The sequence below is a fragment of the Nonlabens dokdonensis DSW-6 genome (assembly GCF_000332115.1).
Taxonomy (GTDB): Bacteria; Bacteroidota; Bacteroidia; order Flavobacteriales; family Flavobacteriaceae; genus Nonlabens; species Nonlabens dokdonensis.
Map to the genome: position 1 here is coordinate 2,478,069 of NC_020156.1, position 21,949 is coordinate 2,500,017.

General features: G+C 32.2%; 23 protein-coding genes. All 23 read left to right on the forward strand.

Features of this window, described 5'->3' with window-relative positions; genetic code table 11:
• Positions 1-3 precede the first annotated feature (3 nt).
• Entirely contained in the window at positions 4-798 is a 795-nt protein-coding gene (locus DDD_RS10820) for an FkbM family methyltransferase (RefSeq protein WP_015362896.1), read from the forward strand.
• 1 nt (position 799) lies between these two features.
• Positions 800-1,693, forward strand: coding sequence for a hypothetical protein (locus tag DDD_RS10825; RefSeq protein WP_015362897.1), 894 nt, complete (start codon positions 800-802; stop codon positions 1,691-1,693).
• Positions 1,683-2,585, forward strand: a complete 903-nt coding sequence (locus DDD_RS10830) for a sulfotransferase family protein (RefSeq protein WP_015362898.1) — start codon at positions 1,683-1,685, stop codon at positions 2,583-2,585. Before DDD_RS10825 ends, DDD_RS10830 begins: the two co-directional genes overlap by 11 nt.
• On the forward strand, positions 2,585-3,454 hold the full coding sequence (locus DDD_RS17285; protein ID WP_015362899.1) for a glycosyltransferase family 2 protein: 870 nt from the start codon (positions 2,585-2,587) through the stop codon (positions 3,452-3,454). The genes DDD_RS10830 and DDD_RS17285 overlap by 1 nt, the downstream gene beginning before the upstream one ends.
• On the forward strand, positions 3,451-4,392 hold the full coding sequence (locus tag DDD_RS10840; RefSeq protein WP_015362900.1) for a sulfotransferase family protein: 942 nt from the start codon (positions 3,451-3,453) through the stop codon (positions 4,390-4,392). Before DDD_RS17285 ends, DDD_RS10840 begins: the two co-directional genes overlap by 4 nt.
• A 72-nt stretch (positions 4,393-4,464) precedes the next feature.
• Positions 4,465-4,704 carry a hypothetical protein gene (locus DDD_RS10845; protein ID WP_041567104.1) on the forward strand — a complete coding sequence of 80 codons (240 nt, stop codon included), beginning with the start codon at positions 4,465-4,467 and terminating at the stop codon, positions 4,702-4,704.
• The gene (locus DDD_RS10850) at positions 4,695-5,357 is read left to right on the forward strand and encodes a sulfotransferase domain-containing protein (protein WP_041567105.1); all 663 of its coding nucleotides are present in this window, start codon (positions 4,695-4,697) and stop codon (positions 5,355-5,357) included. The genes DDD_RS10845 and DDD_RS10850 overlap by 10 nt, the downstream gene beginning before the upstream one ends.
• Complete coding sequence (locus DDD_RS10855) at positions 5,354-6,337, forward strand: glycosyltransferase (RefSeq protein WP_015362902.1); 984 nt, start codon at positions 5,354-5,356, stop codon at positions 6,335-6,337. The genes DDD_RS10850 and DDD_RS10855 overlap by 4 nt, the downstream gene beginning before the upstream one ends.
• A gap of 1 nt (position 6,338) precedes the next feature.
• Positions 6,339-7,439 carry a glycosyltransferase family protein gene (locus DDD_RS10860; protein WP_015362903.1) on the forward strand — a complete coding sequence of 367 codons (1,101 nt, stop codon included), beginning with the start codon at positions 6,339-6,341 and terminating at the stop codon, positions 7,437-7,439.
• A gap of 3 nt (positions 7,440-7,442) precedes the next feature.
• Entirely contained in the window at positions 7,443-8,321 is an 879-nt protein-coding gene (locus tag DDD_RS10865; protein WP_015362904.1) for a glycosyltransferase family 2 protein, read from the forward strand.
• Positions 8,321-9,208, forward strand: coding sequence for a glycosyltransferase family 2 protein (locus DDD_RS10870; protein WP_015362905.1), 888 nt, complete (start codon positions 8,321-8,323; stop codon positions 9,206-9,208). Before DDD_RS10865 ends, DDD_RS10870 begins: the two co-directional genes overlap by 1 nt.
• Positions 9,209-9,218: 10 nt before the next feature.
• Positions 9,219-10,058, forward strand: coding sequence for a glycosyltransferase family 2 protein (locus tag DDD_RS10875; RefSeq protein ID WP_015362906.1), 840 nt, complete (start codon positions 9,219-9,221; stop codon positions 10,056-10,058).
• 98 nt (positions 10,059-10,156) lie between these two features.
• Positions 10,157-10,993: a glycosyltransferase family 2 protein gene (locus DDD_RS10880; RefSeq protein ID WP_015362907.1), complete on the forward strand. Its 837-nt coding sequence runs from the start codon at positions 10,157-10,159 to the stop codon at positions 10,991-10,993.
• A 4-nt stretch (positions 10,994-10,997) separates the two neighbouring features.
• Positions 10,998-11,930, forward strand: coding sequence for a glycosyltransferase family 2 protein (locus tag DDD_RS10885; protein WP_015362908.1), 933 nt, complete (start codon positions 10,998-11,000; stop codon positions 11,928-11,930).
• Positions 11,931-11,965: 35 nt separating this feature from the next.
• On the forward strand, positions 11,966-12,991 hold the full coding sequence (locus DDD_RS17290) for a glycosyltransferase family 2 protein (protein WP_015362909.1): 1,026 nt from the start codon (positions 11,966-11,968) through the stop codon (positions 12,989-12,991).
• Between the two features lie 177 nt (positions 12,992-13,168).
• A complete protein-coding gene (wecB, locus tag DDD_RS10895; protein WP_015362910.1) occupies positions 13,169-14,290 on the forward strand; it encodes a non-hydrolyzing UDP-N-acetylglucosamine 2-epimerase in 1,122 nt (373 codons plus the stop codon).
• A 75-nt stretch (positions 14,291-14,365) separates the two neighbouring features.
• Entirely contained in the window at positions 14,366-15,238 is an 873-nt protein-coding gene (locus DDD_RS10900; protein ID WP_015362911.1) for a glycosyltransferase family 2 protein, read from the forward strand.
• On the forward strand, positions 15,235-16,014 hold the full coding sequence (locus DDD_RS10905) for a glycosyltransferase (RefSeq protein WP_015362912.1): 780 nt from the start codon (positions 15,235-15,237) through the stop codon (positions 16,012-16,014). Before DDD_RS10900 ends, DDD_RS10905 begins: the two co-directional genes overlap by 4 nt.
• A 188-nt stretch (positions 16,015-16,202) precedes the next feature.
• On the forward strand, positions 16,203-17,669 hold the full coding sequence (locus DDD_RS10910) for a hypothetical protein (RefSeq protein WP_041567106.1): 1,467 nt from the start codon (positions 16,203-16,205) through the stop codon (positions 17,667-17,669).
• A gap of 4 nt (positions 17,670-17,673) precedes the next feature.
• Entirely contained in the window at positions 17,674-18,804 is a 1,131-nt protein-coding gene (locus DDD_RS10915) for a glycosyltransferase family 4 protein (protein ID WP_015362914.1), read from the forward strand.
• Positions 18,805-18,827: 23 nt separating this feature from the next.
• The gene (locus DDD_RS10920; RefSeq protein WP_015362915.1) at positions 18,828-19,709 is read left to right on the forward strand and encodes a glycosyltransferase family 2 protein; all 882 of its coding nucleotides are present in this window, start codon (positions 18,828-18,830) and stop codon (positions 19,707-19,709) included.
• Between the two features lie 81 nt (positions 19,710-19,790).
• Positions 19,791-20,960: an acylneuraminate cytidylyltransferase gene (locus DDD_RS10925; protein ID WP_015362916.1), complete on the forward strand. Its 1,170-nt coding sequence runs from the start codon at positions 19,791-19,793 to the stop codon at positions 20,958-20,960.
• Complete coding sequence (locus tag DDD_RS10930) at positions 20,947-21,819, forward strand: N-acetylneuraminate synthase family protein (protein ID WP_015362917.1); 873 nt, start codon at positions 20,947-20,949, stop codon at positions 21,817-21,819. Before DDD_RS10925 ends, DDD_RS10930 begins: the two co-directional genes overlap by 14 nt.
• The last annotated feature ends 130 nt before the right edge of the window (positions 21,820-21,949 follow it).

Consider the following 21,949-nt stretch of genomic DNA (forward strand, 5'->3'; position numbering starts at 1 on the left):
GATATGGAAAAGTTTATTTCTTACAGCCAGCATGCCGATGACTATATTTCTTGGCAATTCTTAAATAAGAAAAGTGAAGGAATTGTAGTTGAAGTTGGAGCTTTTGACGGGCAGCATTTAAGCAATAGTAAAAGTCTAGAAGATTTAGGTTGGAAAGCAATAAATGTGGAACCAAATCCTGTAATTTTTGAGTACCTTAAGAGAAATAGGCCAGAATCAATTAATCTTAATATGGCTGTTGTAGGTGACGATGCCATAAAAGAAATTGATTTTTATGCTGAAGAATTAGGTGTTTTATCTGGTTGTATTGTTGATGAGGACGATTTAAAAAAACGCTATAAAAATAGAGGTATAGAATATCAAGAACCTCAAAAAATTAAAGTTCCTGCAAAAACTTTAAATCAAATATTAGAAGATCATGAAATTGAAGAGGTAGATGTAATGTCTATAGATGTCGAAGGCTTTGAATTAGAAGTTCTAAAGGGCTTAGATTTGAACAAAGCCAAAATTAATTTGTTGATTATAGAAGCCAATAATGAAATTATAAAGAAACAAATTATCGATTTCTTTCAGCCATTTAAAGAGTTTACCTACGCTGGTAATAATTATCAAAATTTATTTTTTATTCAAACTAAATATTTATACAGAAAAAATATTAAAAACTTGGATTTTACAAATTACATTAGAGCAAAACAAATACACCCTAATGGACCGGATTACACTTTAAATTCAATGCAGCCTAATTTTTGTATGTCCAAACAGCTTATTAAATCCCAGAAATTTTTAGGTTTATTTTAGTATGTTAAAATTAATTCACATAATAAACCCAGTAAAAATAGGAGAAACTTCAGATTTATTTATAGCGCAACCGATTACTTTTGAAAGTATGCGAATAGCAAAAGAATTTGCTTCTCATGAGGTTGATGTGGAACTGCTTACTGCACATTTTTCTGAAGATCGTGAAATCATTCCTGATTATTTTACTCCAACAAAGGATCTACATAGATCTGTTCTAGATTTAAAAGAATTTAAAGTTCGACGAAAACTACCTCTAATTAAAGATATTTTGGAACGTGCGGTGAACTATAGTGATAATAGTGAATATATAGTCTATACTAATGTAGACATAGCATTGATGCCCCACTTTTATCTGTTCGTAAAGCAACAAATACAACTTGGATATGATTCTTTTGTAATCAATAGAAGAACTATCACAAAACAATATTCTAAATTAGATCAAATACCATTAATGTATGCAGAAGTTGGACATAATCACCCAGGTTTTGACTGTTTTGTTTTTAAAAAGAATTTGTATAATAAATTCATTTTAAATGATGTTTGCATAGGTGTTAGTAAAATAGGAGTTACATTATTATCAAATTTGCTTTGTTTTTCAAATAATTTTAGATTATTCCATGATAAAGCATTGACATTTCATATTGGGGAAGATAAAGTCTGGCAAAATAAAATTTTGCAAGATTATTATAATTTTAATTGTGATGAGGCATTGAAATCAATGACAGAATTATTATTAATTAAACCTAGCCTTTCTGAAAATCCTATTTTTGAAAAACATTTTAGTTTACTTAAAAATCCTAATAAAGATTTTAAAACCAAAATAACTATCAAACAAAGGATAAAAAAATCACTTGTTTACAAGGTAACAAATAAAATTTTGCGATTTGGTACTTAAATTTTTTATAGGTGGCTTACCTCGCTCAGGAACAACAATGGTTCAAAATATTCTTGACAGCCATCCGAATATTTATGGAGGATCAGAGTTTGATAGAATTCCTAATATTATTGATCTTAGAAAGAAATTATTAGCCACATTAGGTTTTGGAAGAATTACTGAATATACCTCAAAAGATCAGATCGATAAAGCTATAAAAAACCTTATCTTGGATTTATTCAACGGTATAGAATCTGAAAAAGATATTCAAATTATAAGTGAAAAAACTCCATGGAATATTCTATTTTTTGAAGAATTATACGAGTTATTCCCTGATGCAAAGTTTGTAATGGTTTTAAGGAATCCTTTGCACGTTCTTAATTCAATGAAGCAAGTGGCAATTAATGCTAAGGCTAATGGAGTGCAACCTCCCGACTTTACAACAAACTATCTTGTGGCAGTAGCTTACATGGAGCAAGTATATAGACTTATGACTAGACTCCTAAAGAATCATCCTAATAGTTTTTATTTGATTAAGTATGAGAATCTATTAGTAGATTTAAAAAAAGAATCTGTTTTTTTATGTGATTTTTTAAATATTTCTTGGAATCCAAAGTTATTAGAATTTAATTCAATTTCTCATCCAGGAGAAAAAACTATGACTAAAGATGGAATTTGGTATACAAAAGATAAATTTAAAGAAGATCCTAAATTAAAAAAAACGAAAAATAGCAGTTCAAACTTAACCTATTTAGAAGAATCTTTTGTAAAATATATATTTGGTAATAATCAATTGGTAAAGGGCTATTTGAAAAAAAATTCGCTGGCTGGTAGATTGATTAGTAAAATAATTTATCAAAAATATAAAATGTACTATCGATTTAAATCAATACCTAAAAGACTTCTGGATTAATGAAAATATCTGTTTATATCACTTCCTATAATCAAGTTGATTTTTTAACACAAGCAATTACGAGCGTTTTAAATCAAACGTTGCAAGCATATGAAATCATAATAATTGATGATTGCTCTTCAGATGGCTCCAGAGATGTTATAGAATCGTTTGCTATGAAGTATCCTCAATTAATCAGATTTTACTTTAATGAAAAAAATATAGGAATAACCAAAACTCGCAATAAAGCTATTTCTCTCATTACAGGAGATTATTTAACTTGGTTGGACGGTGATGACATTTTTAAACCTAATAAATTAGAGATTGAATCAAAACTATTGAAAGAGACTAACTCTAATTTAGTGTATAGTAATTTTTACTATTCAAATAACCGTATTGACGAAATATTTCAAATTTGGTGTACTCATATCGACGAATTACCGAAAAATCATAGAATATTTAAAGATGTTATTTCTAGAAGATTTCCTAAAGGAACTTTGTTTCGGTACGAATTAGTAGATATGAAATTAATAGAAAGAATAGGCAGCTATGATGAAAAATTAGATATTTATGAGGATTTTGATTTTAGAATTCGAACATCTCAAATAGCAAATACAGCTTTCACTTTGGAACCTTTGAGTGTTTATAGAATTCATGACCGAGGATTATCAAGAGCATCAAAAAAGATTCACTTAAAAAATTTGAGTTATATCTTTTCAAAATATAAAGAGCAAGTAATTAAACTAAGTGATCCTGAGAGTGCTTCAATTCAAGATTCTATCAAAAAGATTTTAGGGAAATTTGAAAATCTTGATGATTCTAAAAATGGTAAACCGTATTTTAAGGCAAGAATAAAAAACAAATTAATAAAGCTCATTAACAAATTTTGAAAGAGGAACAACTTGTATTTATTGTATCACAACCGCGAGCTGGTTCAACCTTTTTGCAAAATTTACTATCTAACAATCAAGATGTAAACACATGTAGTGAGCCGTGGATACTTTTACATTTTGCAAATCAATTCAAATCTGATTTGGTCACAGGTAAATACAATAACGTGTACGCAAATATTGCCTTTAAAGATTATTTGAGCAAACATGAAAAGTTTGAATTTAAAAATCATCTTAAGGCTCTTTTATTAAAAATTTACGAACCTCTATCAGTTGACCACAAAATAGTTATAGATAAGACACCGCGTTATTGGGAAATTTTAGACGAGATAGTAGAGCTTTTCCCTAGTAGTAAAGTCATAGTATTAAAACGCGATCCTTTAGACGTGGTTAGATCTATTATTAGAACATGGAATATCAAGGACTTTGATGATCTATCTAGATATAAAAGAGATATTATAATTGGCCCACGTAGAATTCATGAATTTTGTATCAAACACAAAGAGAATGAAAATGTATATCAATTAAAATACGAGGATTTGATTACTGATACGAAATCTGTAACAAATAGTTTGTATAAATGGTTGCGCATAGATTTTAAAGACGAGTACCTTGACACAAAAAATAATTTAAAAACTAAAGGCTTATTTGGTGATCCATTTCAAAACGAAAATAAATTTACAGTTAACCAGACAAAGTCTAAAAAATTATCAAGTAAATTTGAAAAAATGTTGAAAGGATTTTATAATCATTTGGGGACTAGTTTTTTAAGCGATTATGGTAACTATGATAAAAGAGGGATTGATTCAAAGAAAAGTATATCGTTTTATTATTACTTGCATTTAGCCAATGCTAATAATCTTGATCCAAATTATGTTTCATTTTTCAGCAAATGTAAAAGACTTTTTGCCACTTTGTATATTAGATATTTTAATTGATGTTCAATAGTCTAGTTTAGTCATAAACCTACTATTTTTATAACATTACCTTATTTATTTAGTTTTGAAATCATGTTTTATAAACGTAAACAACCGCTTATTTTATTTTATTCCAGCCGTAGAGGAGGTTCAACTTTGCTTGCACAGATAATGGAAGCAGCGAGATCTACGGTTTATGTAGATCAACCCTTTGATTTATGGAAGCCAAATACTGATAGAGGTCGCATAATTGCCAGCTATTTACCTTATAAACAGCAAAGTCAGTTTTTTGAGTTAGACGAGGAAGAAAAAAAAAGGTTGCTTTGTACTTAAAGGGTTTTTATCAAAAAAAATTACTTCATTTATCTACCGGAAAAAGAGCAAAACATATTGTTTTAAAAATTGTAAATGCACATGGCTTAATAGACGATTTAGCAACCCTTATACCATCAAAGACTGTAGCTTTGATGCGCCATCCTTTTTCACAATCATTATCTGTAATGCGCAATAAATGGGGCACTTGCGAGTCTGCATTTATTGAGTCATCAAATTGGTCAGAGCTATATCTGTCTCAGGATCAACTTCAATTTGCTAAGAAAGTATCCAACACTGGTAGTTATTTTGAAAAGGCAGTTCTCAATTGGTGTCTAGAGTGGCATTTTCCTTTGCATTATAGTAACACAGAAATTCTCAGGTTGTATTATGAGGATTTAGTTTTAAATGGTACTACCACTATAACTAGGTTGTATAATTATTTAGGCTTTAAAGAAATTCAAAATGGAGTAGATGTTTTGAACCAACCTTCTAAATCGTCAAATTTCAGTACAAAAGCGACTATCGAAGGAATTAAAAATAACAATAAAAATACCATGATATCTAGCTGGAGATCTCAGTTAGCAGAAGTAGATCTTGTTAATGGTCAAAAAATTCTAGATGCATTTAACGTTACGGTATACTCAAGATTTTCAGATACTCCTCAATTATGATTTCTATTATACTACCTACTTTCAATAGTAAATCGTTTCTAAAAGAGCGAGTAGACAGTATTTTAAACCAAACCTATAAAAATTGGGAATGCATAGTTATAGATGGAGAATCAACTGATGGTACATGGACTTATCTAGAACAAATAGCGATTAAAGACACAAGGTTTAAAATGTTTCAATTTCCTCCTAAAGGAGTCTATAATGCATGGAATATAGGTGTTCAAAAAGCTGTAGGTGAATATATTTATTTTGCAACTAGCGATGATACTATGAGCAATGATTGCTTAGAATACCTTCTACACGGATTTGATTTAGCTCCTGAATGCGGTATCTCTCACTGCTGTTTGCAAATTATAGATGAGTATTCTCAACCTTTGAAAGATTATGACTGGAACACTTTTCCAGCTCAGGAATATTTTAAAAATTATAATTTTAAAAGGCATATTCGTAAAGCACCATTAACAGGATTCTTATATGCAACTCATCAAACTGTTATCCATTCTTTTACGCAGATTTTGATTTCAAAAAAAGTATTTGACAAGTCAGGTTATTTTTTAGAAGATAAGGGACCAGCAGCAGATTTAGAATGGGGCATGCGAGTAGGTCTTACAGAAGATGTTATACATATACCTCGCGAGATGGCTACCTGGCGTGTGCACGGGAAACAATTAACTACAATAGAGGCTGATTACAACTATACTATTCAACTAATTGAATTAATGCGTTTGGCGATTTGTAATTCCACTTGTAAACCAGAGATAAAAAGCCTTAAGAAATACCTGCTAGCCTGGAAAAGAATGCCGTTGTTTGCCAAATTATCTTTGTACGATAAATTGGTAAATTTGCAATTCTTGAACTTGAAAATATCAATGCGTTTGTTTCCAGAATTTTATAAAGCATTTGAATCTAGAGAAGCTTACCAATTCTATTTACAAGCTAAATTAAATTTAAAAAAGGAAGAGTTAATTGAAATAATATAACATGGTTTTACATTATACATTATTTCAAGGTAATGAATTTGGCAATGGTGCTTACAGACGTTCATTTCAAATTACATCTTTATTAGAATCACTTAACGAAAATGTCCTAACCATTTCTCAACATCCAGTTGAAAAAAATGATACTAGTTTTTATGAACGTTTAAAGTTAGCATATCATTATTTGAAATTTATTGATTTTTCAAATATTAATTTACATAAACTACGGTATAAAGTATTGGATATTGTTTTATGGAAAAAATACTTGCAGACTTTAAAGAAATCTAATGAAAATTTGATAGTTGTCTATGAACTCACTTATTATTCTGATGACTCTTTAGTTTTTGCATGTCAAGATTTGGGTATAGAAATCATTGGTATTTTGCATAATATTGAATCATTAGTTCATAACCAAAAATCTTTAAAATCTGATCATTTAGCCCCTAATTGGTTCCAAGAGGAAATTAAATTATTGAGAACTTTTTCTTCAATTTTTACTATATCCAGAGAAGAACAGTGGTTGTTAAATTTATACCATATCGATGCCACATATCTTCCTTATGTGCCATCAAAAAATGTTAGAGATACATGCTTAAAAGTGAGATCTTTGCGTCAGGATGTGGATAAAAGTTTTTACCTAACTATTGGAACTGCTAGCAATCAACCTACCATCGATGGCTTTAAAGAACTCATCACAATTTTTGAAATATTGAAACTGAAAGAGGAACTTTTAATAGGTGGATATGATACGGATAAACTAGCCTCTTATCTTAATAATAAAGAAGCAAATATTCGATTATTGGGCTCATTAAATGATAAGCAGTTACAAGATGTTTTGATAAATTGTAAAGCAATATTTATTCATCAGAAACCTACCACAGGTGCTTTAACAAAAATCCCTGAACTATTATTAAGTGGAATTCCTGTTATTTGTAATACAGCAAGCGCTAGAAATTACTATTATCACAAAGGACTATACGTATACGACACGGCAAAGGAATTAGAATCCTTACTGAATGATCCCAAAATACTATCAAACTTTGATTTTATTTTAGAAAATAAAAATGAAGTGCTTTTAAGAAAAATTCAATATCGCAATGCCTGAATTATGTTGTTAGAAAAAAAAATATCTATAATAACCCCAGTATATAATCAAGTAGATTTTATAGAACAGACTATTGTATCTGTTCTGAATCAAAACTATTCTAACCTTGAATACATCATTATTGACGGTGGTAGTACAGATGGAACTCTTGATATTATCAAAAAATATGCTAGTGAGATAACAACTTGGATTAGTGAACCTGACAAAGGAATGTATGACGCCATAAACAAGGGTTTTTCATTATCAACAGGAGAAATTATGGCATGGATCAACAGTGATGATCTTTTATTACCAGATGCGTTGTGTAACATGAATCAATTGCTTGAAGATTTACCACAAGTAGAATGGGTTCAAGGAATGAATAGTGCAATAGATTTAAAGGGGAAAGTCATTGATTACCGATATGGAGATAAATTTAGTCTTATTAAGTTTCTTCAAAAGGATTACAAATATATACAGCAGGAATGTACATTTTGGAGACGAAGTTTGTATGAACGTGCAGGAAATAGATTAGATATCAATTTAAAACTAGCTGGAGATTTTGAGCTTTGGTTTAGATTTTCTCAATTTGCAAAACTTTATAATTGTAAACTGGATATTGGTACATGGAGAGATCGACCAGGTCAGTTATCTAGAGCTAACTTTGAAAACTATATCCTTGAGGCAGAAAATGTTATAGACAGATACGATCCTATTAAAACAGATAAAAAACGTTTAAAACAGATTAAGAATTGGCGAAAACTCATCAACTTCATTAAATCAATAACCTTCCATAAAATTCGTCCATTTCATAAAAAGCTTTTAAAGTTGCACGACATTGATAAAGCAGAAATTATTTATTCTCATAACTTGCAATCCTATATAATAGACCCAAAATCTTAATGTCCTCTAAGCCTAAAATATCCATCATCACTCCATCCTACAATCAAGGGCAATTTTTAGAACAAACTATTTTGTCTGTATTAGGACAAGAATATGAAAATCTAGAATACATTATAATGGATGGTGGTAGTACAGATGCGTCTGTCTCTATTATAAAAAAATACGAGTCAAGACTTGCCTTTTGGTTTTCTGGTAAAGATGGTGGACAAGCCGCTGCTATAAATACTGGATTTGAAAAAGCAACTGGAGATATATTCATGTGGTTGAACAGCGATGATATGTTGATGCCTGGAGTGCTGGACTTTGTAGCAAAGCAATATCAAGAACATGGAGATGCGATCTATTTCGGTAACTGTATTCATTTTCATGAAATCAATCAAGATGCTCTAGATACTAGAGGTAGCGATGTCGTTACTGCGCATAAAAAAAAGGATTTACAGGCGATAGATTATATCATCCAGCCATCTTCCTTCTGGAGTAAAAAAGTATGGGAGCAAAATGGAGTTCTCGATAGTGCGCTTCACTTTGGTTTTGACTGGGAATGGTTCTTAAGAGCCCAAAAAAATGGTATTAACTTTCACAGCTTTTCACGGCCTTTATCCTTATACCGCATACATGAAGATCATAAAAGCGGTGCTAGTGGCGATAAAAGACAAAGAGAGTTGCTCGTTATTTATGAACGTTATCATCGAGAAAATGCCATTCTTTTTCAAAAATTAAGGGAAGAAAGAGTTTGGGACACCGCTATTTTTAAACTTTTTAAAAAGCTTTGCAAGACTATAAACAGCACCTATTTTACTGATGCCGTCTTGCTGAAAATTTATAAGTACAATAAGTACAAGAATTATAAAACAAAAACGATAACCGCAGTAAGAGCCATGTTGTAGATCCTATTTTATGAAAATTTCCATAATTACTATTAATTATAACGATGCCGCTGGACTAGAGCGCACTTTAAAAAGTGTCCATGATCAAAACAGTACATCCTTTGAGCATCTTATTATTGATGGAAATAGTACCGATGGAAGTATAGCTATTATTGAGGAATATAAGGATAGAGTCAGTTTTTCAGTAAGTGAACCAGATCAAGGTATTTATGATGCTATGAATAAAGGGATACATCACGCTACAGGCGATTACTTACTTTTTTTAAATAGTGGCGATACCTTATTAAATGACACTGTTATAGAAAAGGCAGTTCCTTATTTAAAAAATAATATTGATTTAGTTTATGGTGCTCTTTATATAGTTCCTACTCAAGGTTCTGGTTTTAGACATACCTATCCTGACGTATTAGATTTCAATTTTTTCAAACAGACTTCTTTAGGACATCCATCTACATTTATTAAGAGAGAATTGTTTGATCTATATGGTAGGTATCGTACCGACTTAAAAATTGTGTCCGACTGGGAATTTTTCTTAAACCTAATTTGTAAAAAGAAGGTTTCTTATCAAAAAATAGATCTTACCATTTCGCAGTTTTATGAAGGTGGTATTTCCACATCTGCAGAAACTGTACAATTAAATAGGGCCGAAATTAATAAGGTACTTCTAGAGAATTTTGACCTCTATAATTCCAGTTTTGATGAACTGATTGCTATTCATAAGACAAAATCTATGATTATCAAAAAGTTACATCCTAATGTAGCATTCGTTACGACTAACTCTTATTTACTTAAAATTCTCAATAAATTTATAGGGTTGCTCTCTACTATTTTAAGAGTAAAACGATCTTAATTTTTTAAATAGCAGTATGTAGCTAGATGTTCATTCCGCTTTCGCGAAAGCGGGAAAATTATAACCACTATAGTTATAAAAAAGTCTAATTTTGCGACATGCTTGTATCAGCTATCATTCCATGTTATAATGCAGCATCTACAATTAGTAGGGCAATAGAAAGCGTTTTAAATCAGACCACAACGGTAGATGAAATCATTGTCATTAATGATGGATCTACAGATAATTCACTAGAAGAAATTCAAGGTCTTAAAAAGTTACACGATTCTATTGTAGTAATCCATCAAGATAACAAAGGCGTTTGTGCAGCAAGAAATGCAGGTATTGAATTTGCTCAGGGAACCTATCTTCTAACTCTCGATGCAGACGATTATTTTGAGGATAGTTTTGTAGAAAAAGCATTACTTGAATTTAAAAAGGATAAGGATTATGGCGCGATAATGTGCGGTTATGTACGTGTTGTAAATGGTAAGAAAGTCACTCCATATATTCCGCCAAAAATTACTCTAGCATCTTGTCTAATGAATAATGGCGCACTGTCGTGTTTGCTTTTTAAAAAAGAAGCGGTTGTTAAAGCAGGCCTTTATGATGAAGGCATGCATTTAGGGTACGAAGACTGGGACTTAAATATTAGAATCTTAAAAGAGGGTTATCGTTATGGCGTGGTGCGAGAAGTCCTTTTTAACTATACAGATACAGCATCTTCTAGAAACGATCATGCCGAGTCTAAAGATTTAGAATTGCGCATGCAATTATTTGATAAATATCGTCAAGATTATAAGCAACACGACGCCTATTTTTTTAAAGAATTTATCAAAGAAAACCATAGACTAAGAAAAGAGAATCAACGGATTAAAAATAGTAGATCTTTTAAATGGAGTCATTCCATAATATCACTTGTTGAAAGACTAAAGAAAATAGTTAAGACCAATTAATAATATGATTTCTATCATTATTGCCACTTATAATCGAGCAGCTTATATAGCAGAAACACTAAGTGCCATCCAGAATCAAACCTATGGTGATTTTGAATGTATCATCATAGATGATGGCTCGACAGATCATACTGATGAGATCGTACAAGAATTTGTAAATAATGACGAGCGCTTTATCTATTTGCAGAGACCTGAACGTGTACCAAAAGGCGCTAACTTTTCAAGAAACTACGGCTATACATTATCAAAAGGAGATTACGTAAAGTTTTTTGATAGTGATGATGTGATGTTGCCACATCATTTAGAGACGAGTATGAAGTATCTAAAAGAAGGGAATTATGATTTTGTCGTAGGCGACTGTGTCAACTTTGACGAGACTGGATTATTAGAAAGACCTTATGAGATCGATCGTACTACCGCAGAGTTAACTGCCATGAGATTTGCAGATTTTAAAACAGCATGGATCACTAATGACCTACTTGTAAAAAGAAAATATGCAGATCAGATCGAATTTCTAGCCGGTTTAAGAGACCAAGCTACGGAATATCAATATAATATAAAATTACTATTACTGACCGAAAATGGCTTTTTGATCAATGAGATTTTAACTCATCGTAGAATTCATGATCAAGGAATAGTTGAGATGGCAAAAAAGGACATGAATGTTTTTAAAGCGACAACCGCAGATAATTTTCTAGCTACCGTAAATTACTTTAAAAATTCAGGTGCTATAAAAATGAACAAATGGATGCTATCCAGTCAATTGCAAATTAATTATGAATTAGCTAAGTCCAAGGTTATGCCTGAGAAGATTTGGAAAACTACTTCACTTCTGGTTAAATTTTTTGGTGGAAAAGGGATATTATATCCATTTGCTATCGGAGTAACTTATCTCACAGGAAAAGGCTATGCGATAATGAAGTATATTCGTTCTTAATAATTAATTAAAGAATAGCATTATTTATTTTTTAAATGCAAACTGGCTATACAACACCTTTAATATCTATAATCTTACCTGTTTATAACGGTGAGGAGTTTCTAGCACAGGCATTAGATGGTTGTTTGAACCAAACTATAGAAAACTGGGAACTCATTATAGTTAACGATTGCTCCACCGATAAAAGCCTAGATATTGCAACTAAATATCAAAAATTAGACAACAGAATCAAAATTATCCAAAATGAAATAAATCAAAAACTTCCTTACACTTTAAACGCAGGTTTTGCTATCGCAAAAGGCGAATATGTCACCTGGACAAGCGATGATAATGTGATGAAGAGGAATTATTTAGAGGTTTTGTTAGATAGTATCATTAAAACTGAATCAGATTTTGTTTTTTCCAGCTACGACGTTATGGACCAAGATAATACCTTAATTAAAAAACAGTCTGTCGGAGCTGTGCGGGAATTGTTATTTCAAAACATTATAGGTCCTAGTTTTTTAGGTAAGGCGAGTTTATTTAAAGATAATTATTATGACGTTGATTTGTTTAGAATTGAGGATTATGAATTTTGGTTATCAAATTTGACTAGGTTGAAGTGCTGTAGGGTTGAGGAAAGTGTATATCAATATAGAGTACACGGTGCTTCTTTAACAGCAGAAATTAGTACCTCGGGAGGTTTTAAGCATGATTTAATGGACAGTATGTTTATTAAACTGCAACAATCATTTAAATATAATGAAATTACCAAGCGTTTTTTAGTTTTAAATCAATTAAATAAGAAAGAGGCTTCAGACTATTTTTTCAAAAACTACAAAGTCATCATAAATGGCATATTAAGTATTGATCAGAATAATTTTCTGCACAATGTAAATCCTGTATTTGACGCCCATGTCAAACACTATGTGAAGCTATTAGATTTTTTAGAAATTTCTAAGTCTCTCAAAGTGAGTTTTAATATCGTGAGAAAGTATCAAGTAAGTGGCTCTTCACTATTATGGTTGTTTCTATATTCTCTTAAAAGAATCAAAAGGCTAATTATTAAAAATACACAGTAGAAAATGAACATCGTTTTAGATCACACATTAATTCATCAATATGATTAAAGCTTCCACCGCGACACTTTTTTTTTATTATGAAAAGGTGAATTTTTTGAACACAAATTTGCTTTCTGTGTTAGGTAAGAATTATTAAATATGAAATTAATTAGCACCCAACCTTAATAGACTTATTTTATGAAAAAGATACTTGTTGTAATAGGTACTAGACCAGAGGCTATTAAGATGGCACCTTTAATTAAAGGATTCCAATCAAAGCCAGATGTATTTAATCTTCATGTTTGTGTAACCGCACAGCATAGACAAATGCTGGATCAAGTTATGGATTTCTTCGATTTAGTCGCAGATAGTGACTTGGATTTAATGAAGCCAGATCAGAGTTTATCATCTTTGTCTAGTAAGTTACTAGATGGTGTTTCTAACATTATCACTGGATTTAATCCAGACTATGTATTTGTGCATGGAGATACAAGCACTGCAATGATAGCGGCTTTGGCGTCTTTTTATGCTCAAAAGAAGATTGTGCACATAGAAGCAGGATTACGCACGCATAATATTTATTCGCCATTTCCAGAAGAAGCAAACCGTCAGATCATTTCTAGACTCGCTTCATTGCATATGGCACCTACAGCACGTTCTAAACAAGAATTGCTAAATGAAAAGATAGATGAGCAAACAATTGCTGTAACAGGAAACACAGTTATAGATGCTCTTTTTTTAGGTTTGAAAATTGTTGAGGAATCACCATCCCAAAGATTACTTGATTTTAAAAATTCTATAGGCGATTCTAAGGTGATTTTAGTCACCAGCCACCGTAGAGAAAATCAAGGCACGGGAATTCTAGAAATATGTAAAGCATTAAGAATAATAGCAAGAGAATTCCCGAATTATAATATTATTTTTCCAGTTCATTTGAATCCTAATATTCTTAATCCAGTAAGTAAAGAGCTAGAAGGAATACATAACATCATATTATTAGAGCCACTAGATTATGAGCTTTTTATATGGATAATGAAACGCAGTTATCTAATTATAACAGATAGTGGTGGAATTCAAGAAGAAGCACCATCGCTCAATAAACCTGTAATAGTAATGCGAGAATTTACAGAAAGACAAGAAGCTGTAGATAGTGGAGCCGTTATTTTAGTAGGTAATAATAAAGAGCTGATAGTAAGTGAGACAAGAAAACTTATTCTTGATAAAAGTCATTATGATCACATGGCTAGTGCAGTAAATCCTTACGGTGATGGAAAAGCCGTACCCCAGATCATAAAAATAATTTCTAATGAGCAAGTTTAAATCGCTAAAAATTGTAGTCTAGGCTTCATTCTATTAAAACCTATTAGATTTGTAAAAAATCTATTCAACTAATTCATGACTGACTCGCAGCCTAAAATATCTATTATTGTTCCTTGTTACAAGCAAGCACATTATCTAGATACTTCATTGAAGTCTGTTCTTGATCAATCATATGACAGTTGGGAATGTGTGATAGTAAATGACGGTAGCCCAGATCATACTGAGGCTGTAGCGCATAAGTGGAGTGAGAAAGATGCACGTTTTAATTATCTAAAAAAAGAAAATGGAGGTCTTTCTAGTGCTAGAAATGCTGGAATCGCAGTAGCAAAAGGTGTTTTTATATTGCCGCTAGATGCTGACGATGTATTGCACCCCAACTACTTAAAAGAAACAATTTCCGTTTTTGATACTAATAAAAAAGTAGCTATCGTAGGCTGTTATAGTATTTTCTTTAAAGAAAATATTGATAATGTAGTCATGATTCATAAACCTAAAGGAAACAATTGTAGAAATTTACTGTATGTCAATCAGTTAGTGGCCACTTCTTTATATAAAAAGCAACTTTGGGAAGAAGTAGGTGGTTATGATGAATCTATGAAGGATGGTTTTGAGGATTGGGATTTCTGGCTTTCAGTTACCAAAAGAGGAAATGAGTACGCTATTGTACCTGAACCATTGTTTTATTATCGCAAAGCCTCTCAATCTATGCTTGTAGATACTATTAAAACTAAAGCTGAGAAAGTAAAAGAATATTTGATACACAAGCATAGAGAAATTTATATAGAGGACTTTGATAATTGTGTTAGAGTTTTTACTCATCACCTAGTTACTAGTAGAAGAAAAGAACAACGACTGCAACAATCGCTAGAATATAAAATAGGAAAACTGATTTTAAAACCCTTCAAACTTCTAGGTCTTTTTAAGACGAAAACAACATCGACACAATGATATCTGTAGTTATAAGAACTAAAAATCAAGCCAATGCACTTTCATTTCTTTTAAAGAATTTGAGAGAACGTTATGCTGGCGATATTGATGAGATAATAGTCATAGATAATTTATCTACAGATAACACCGCAGCAGTATGTGAACAATTTGATGCTCGATTAGTAACCATAGAAAAATTTTCTTACGGAGGAAGTGCCAACCTTGCTGCCAGAGAAGCTATTAATAATATTGTAGTGATTTTTAGCGCGCATTCCTATCCAGTAAGTCATGATTTTTTCAGGGTAATAGTACAACGTTTTAAGGAAAAGCCACATCTCGCAGGATTAAGATGTTTGCATAGTACTAACGATTACAGAGCCTACATTAATCAATTAAAAGCTAGGGAAAACCCTAATCGAGCTGGATTGATTTTTTCAGGTTCCGCTTTCGCGAAAGCGGTATGGAAAAAACATCCTTTTAAAGATGATGTAGCTACTTTTGAAGATAAAGAGTGGTCTAAAAGAGTACTAGAAGCAGGTTATGACATTGAATTTGTGCCTGCTATATTTCATTATGAGATACGACGCAATAGGGAGCAACTCTTTTTTAGATTTAAAAATGATGTTATAGGGAATTATCAATTATGGCATGAAGAGGTGTCTGTTAAAAATGCTTTTAATGGTGTTGTAGCAGGTTTATGGAAAAGTATACGAGACGCTTTTTTAGATATTTACTATTCTTTGAAGCGTTTTATTTACGTAGTCAAGTTTAATTCAAGAAAGCCAGAAAAATTTTAAATCTGTAGTGCCTTTATTCAGTAGCTAAGTAAAATAAACTCTAATTAGTAAATTGATGCTCAAAAGCTGGTGTAATGTCCTTACTTTGTTAATAGATCTTGAATGGAATTATTAATTTAAATATAAATAGTGAGAATGAATATAACATAGCTCAAGGCCCATGTTTACCTGCATCACTTAAAAGCATAATGAAGATAAATAACCACCTTGATATTAAGAATTATATTTTGCGGCTTGAAGCTAGATTTCCTGTGGATATTTGGAAGGCAAACGGTATAGACTTATGGCCTCATATCAGGATCAAGATTTATTATCAATTGATCCAGTTTTTAGGAGAGTCTAGTTCAAGTACTACAAAAAATATAATTATCAGGAAATCAAGTAGACTAAGTGAAGTAAAAGGTTTTCTAGTAGGCATGATATACTATTTAAGATTCTATTTTAATCTATCAAATAAGAAACTTATTTTTTTTGGATTAAAAATGCACAAAGTTCAAAAAGATGGTATATGGTTCAATCGCTTTTTTGATTCTATGATCGCTTATCATTGCCTTTCAAATGATGTTTACAGCTTTGAACTAAATGAAATACAAAAGCCGTCATATAACGAGCAGTATGTTTTTGATATGAATTTGCTTTTAAAGACCTACTCTTACGTGCAAAAGTTAAAGAAAAAGCTGTTTAGGTCACAGAATCAAATTTCAGAGTTAACAATTACTCATCTTAAAGAATTTAATGGAAGTTTGAAACAGGAAGAATGGTATACAGAATACCTTGATTTTAGTGAAGCAAATTTAAATTTATGGAGTTTAAAAATTCAACTATGGGAATCGTTTTTTAAAAAGATTTACAAGAAAACAAACCCTAAAAAAGTAATTTTTTTAAGTTACTATGGATTTGATGCCATGGCTGCCGCGATGAGTGCTGCAAATAAATTAAATATTTTAACCGTTGATATGCAACATGGTACTCAGACAAATGTGCACATGGCGTATAGTTATTGGACTAAAATACCTACTACTGGTTTTAATACGATGCCTAGAGAATATTGGAACTGGGATCAATATTCAAAGTTAAACTTAGAGTCTTGGTGGCATCCAGTCAACGCAGTAAAAAAAATTGGACATCCTTGGTTATCATTTTGTATGGATGGAATTAGTAGTAAGGCCACTCTTTCCAACAATATATTATATACTCTGCAAAAATTTGATGGATCAAATCTAGAATTCATTTTTTCAAAACAACTTATTGAATCCCTAAAGTTAACAAAAGAAAATTGGACACTTAGAATTCACCCTAGAAATGATGATACGATAGAGGTATTAATCAATTTTCTAGAAAGTCATGGTGTGAACCCATCAGATTATGTAATAGAATACAGTAAAGAGGTAAGCATATATGAATCTTTATCAAACTGTTTGCTTCATATTACCAATTATTCTGGTTGTTTTATTGAGGCATATCTTTTAGGTGTAAAATCAATAGTTATCGATGAAATAGGTTATGATCTATTTACAGATTATTTTGAGGCTGATAACAATTACTATCTCAATAAATATCAATTAGACTTTAGTAAACAACTGAATAGATATCTTGAAAATTTAGAAGCAAAAAGTTTGAACGAGTTAGATGATATATGGGATCCCTTAAATTAAATTTATGAAAATCCTACTAGTTTCTATGAATAACCACCATTTTAAGCGATGGGCAGAGCAGCTAGAAGGGCAAGGTTTTGAGCTGCACTGGTTTGATATCTTAGACCAAGGTAAAGCTACTTCCTTATCTTTTATGAATCCAATTACTGATTGGAAAAAAGGGTTTTTAAAAAAACGTGGTCGAACTTTGGTCAAAAGTAAATTTCCTCAGTTGTACAACAAACTTGTAAAACACTACGATGTTACGGTGGATATCGCTTTTTCCAAAGCGATACAAAATATAAAACCAGATATCATACACTGTTTTGAAATGAAAATAGCTGGGCTTAAAATTCTTTCGGTGATGCAAAAGAATCAATTGCCACTAATTTATTCTTCTTGGGGAACAGATTTATATGATCTTAATGTTCTAGGAATAAAGAAAGAGCAAGCAAGAGAGTTTTTAACTCGTGTTGATTATCTTATCACCGATTGTCAAAGAGATGCCCAAATAGCTATGGATTTGGGATTTCAAAATAAGCATTTAGGCGTTTTTCCTGGAAACGGAGGTCTTGATATTTCAGAAGGACATCGATTACCAGTAGATCAAAGAAATTACATACTTGTAAAAGGCTATGAAAGTGCTATAGGTAAAGCCTTAACTGTGATGAAAGCAATTGAATTAGTACCTCTTGAACTTATACAGCCTTTTAAGATTCTGATTTACAGTGCAGACGAGTCTGTGATAGAATATGTGTTGCAAAGTAAGATCTTAAGTAAGCTAGCTTATAAAATTGTACCGCGTTCAGAAAATGTACCAAATAAAGACTTACTCAATTATATGGGTAGAGCGGCTATTCATATAGCTAATAGCAATTCTGACGGAATGCCTAACGCCTTGTTAGAAGCTATGTGTATGGGAGCTTTTCCTATACAATCTAATCCAGGACAAGTCACAGAAGAAGTCATCAAGCATGGTGAAAATGGATTTTTAATTGAAGAGGTAAACGATCATAAAAAAATTGCCCAACTAATTACAGAAAGTCTGAGGAATACTTCATTGCGTATGGCCGCTCAAGAATATAACATTGGCTTTATTGCTAAGAATTACAATCGTGATAAATTGCGTCCACAAATAATAAATTTGTATTTATAGGTAAAAGGTTCTAAGAATTCTATATGAAAATTTCATTTCTTATTGTCACGCGACACCGGCCTGAGGAGTTGAGCTTTACTTTGAACAAATTAAAACAACTTATTCAACCAGAGCTTCATGAGGTACTGGTGTTTATAGATTATTGTTCTGACACAGAGCAAATTGTTTCAAAATTTCAATGGGTAAAATGGTATACATCTGGAGTACAATTAGGAGCTTCTCCTGCTAGAAATCAGTTGTATCAACATGCCGCAGGTGAGGTTTGGATAGGGCTAGATGATGACGCACATCCTTTAGGAACAAATTTTATTAAACGAGTGTTGTCTCGCTTTCGCGAAAGCGAAAATACAGCCATCATCGCTTTTCAAGAAGTACGAGGCTCATTTCAGAATGATCAAATTGCTATGAACATAGCTCGAGAAGGAGTAGCATTTCCGGTGAGTGAATTTGTAGGATGTGGATTTGCAATTAGAAAGGATGTTTATCTAAAAACAAACGGTTTTCCTTTATGGATGGATATTTATGGAGAAGAAAGCGCCGTGTCGCTGGAGGTTGTTGACCTAGGATACGATATTATTTATGATTATTGTATTATGGTAAACCATCGTAAAGATGTTGTAAAAAGAACATTAGAGAATAAAAATTATTTTAGGTTTGAAAAGCAACTGGTCAACGTGGTTAAATTTTACATGGTGTATTATAAACAGCCTACTTATTTAATCTTCAGAGCGTTATTTCATAATTTCAAAAAATATGCTATTACAGATTTTAATTACTTAGGGCGATTTCTTAAAGCTATATTTACAATAATTGTTTCTTTGCCTGATACATTATCCCATAGAAATCCAATAGATGACAGCTCCATTAAAAGATTTAGATCCCTTAAAGCTCCATTTTATCAATAGAACATTAATAAATATGTCCAATGGTCTTTATTTAGATAGGTTATTGAATAGTTTACTTATTTTTGCGGTACAAATATTTTTATGAAATCCATAGGATTTATACCACTACGTGCAGGTTCTAAAGGCATTCCTGGCAAAAACAAAAAGAAGCTCCTAGGTAGACCTCTTTTTTGTTGGACACTAGGTGAAGCCATTGCTTCAAATCTCGACGAAATTTACGTTTATACAGACGATGCCGACATTCTATCTTTTATAGAAAAAGAGTACCATTGGACTACTAAGGTAAAAGCGATAAAACGCAGCGATGCCAGCGCTACAGATACTGCAAGTACGGAACTTGCGATCATGGAATTCTTAACTGATCTCGAAGTTAAATTTGACCTCTTCTGTTTACTTCAAGCGACTTCACCATTTACCGAGGCTGCCGATATCAACAACTGTCTAAATGCCGTTGCAAATGGTAAGAATTATGACAGTGCACTTACGGTTGTAAACTCTCATCGTTTTACTTGGCATACAGACGGTACTCCAAAGAATTATGACATCTTCAATAGACCTAGAAGACAAGATTTTGAAGGTTTATTAATAGAAAATGGTGCGTGTTATGTTACTACTGATTCCGCTTTACGCGAAAGCAAGAATAGAATCTCTGGTAATATCGCAACCATCAAAATGCCAGAAGACAGTCTTACCGAAATAGATTCCTTGACCGATTGGAAAATTGTGGAAGAACTACTTGCTGCTCGATTAAAATCCAAGAAACAAAGTGACAGAATTACTCATTTAATTCTTGATGTAGATGGTGTTTTTACCGATGGTTGTATTTACTACGGAGCAGATGGCGAATTGATGAAAAAATTTGATATGCGGGATGGTATGGGACTAGAAATCTTACGCCAGTATGGAGTTGAAGTAATGGTCATGACTTCAGAAGATTCTTCCATAGTTGCAAGCCGTATGAAGAAGTTAAAAATTGATGACGTGTTTCTAGGAGTAAAAGATAAATACAGTTTACTCTCTAGAATAATTACTGATAGAAACCTATCCCTTTCTAACGTCGCCTACATAGGTGATGATGTGAATGATATGGCAAACATATGTGCTGCTGGCTGGTCATTTACACCAGCAAATGCCACTCAACCTATAAAAAATCATGCAGACGTAATTCTGCAAAACAACAGTGCCGAAGGAGCTATCCGTGAGGCTACAGAATTTATTATAAAATATAACAACCGATATGAGTCATTATAAAGCACCTTATACCATTGCAGAGATAGGTGGAAACCATAAAGGCGATATGGAAATCGCAAAAGAGCTTATTAAAGTGGCTGCTATTTTTTGTAAAGTAGATGCTGTAAAGTTTCAAAAGCGCCATAACGTAGAGTTGTTGACCAAAGAGCAATACGAAGCACCGCACCCTAATCCTGTAAATTCTTACGGAGATACTTATGGAGCTCACAGAGAGTTCCTAGAGTTTGACGTCAACCAGCATGCAGAGTTAAAAGCATATTGTGAAGAAGTAGGGATAACTTACTCCACAAGTGTTTGGGATGTAACCAGTGCCAAAGAAATAGCAGGTCTTAACCCTGAATTTATTAAAATCCCAAGCGCTTGCAACAACCATTATGAGATGTTAGGATGGTTGTGTGAGAATTATAAAGGTGAGATTCACTGTTCTACAGGAATGACTACTAAAGATGAGGTACAAGAGCTAGTGGAATTCTTTGAAAAGCATAATCGTGCAAAAGATCTGGTATTATACAACTGTACTTCTGGTTATCCAGTACCATTTCCAGATGTGTGTTTGCTAGACATTACCACCATGATTCAAAAATATGGCGACCGCGTTAAAACCATAGGGTTTTCTGGTCACCATTTAGGTATCGCTGTAGATGTTGCTGCTTATACACTTGGAGCAAATGTAGTAGAGCGTCATTATACACTTGATAGAACCTGGAAAGGAACAGATCACAGTGCTTCATTAGAACCTGCTGGAATGAGAAAATTAGCGCGAGATTTAAAGGCCGTTTATCAAGCTTTGGATTATAAATCGACAGATATTTTACCTATTGAGCAAGTACAACGTGATAAGTTGAAGTATAGAAAGTAGTCGGTGAGTCTTTGAGTTGGTGAGTTGTGAGTTCTGAATAATTTTTATTTTAAAACTTAAACTTAAACTTAAACTTAAACTTAAACTTAAACTTATAATGTAATGTCAGTTCGAACGCAGTCGAGAACGA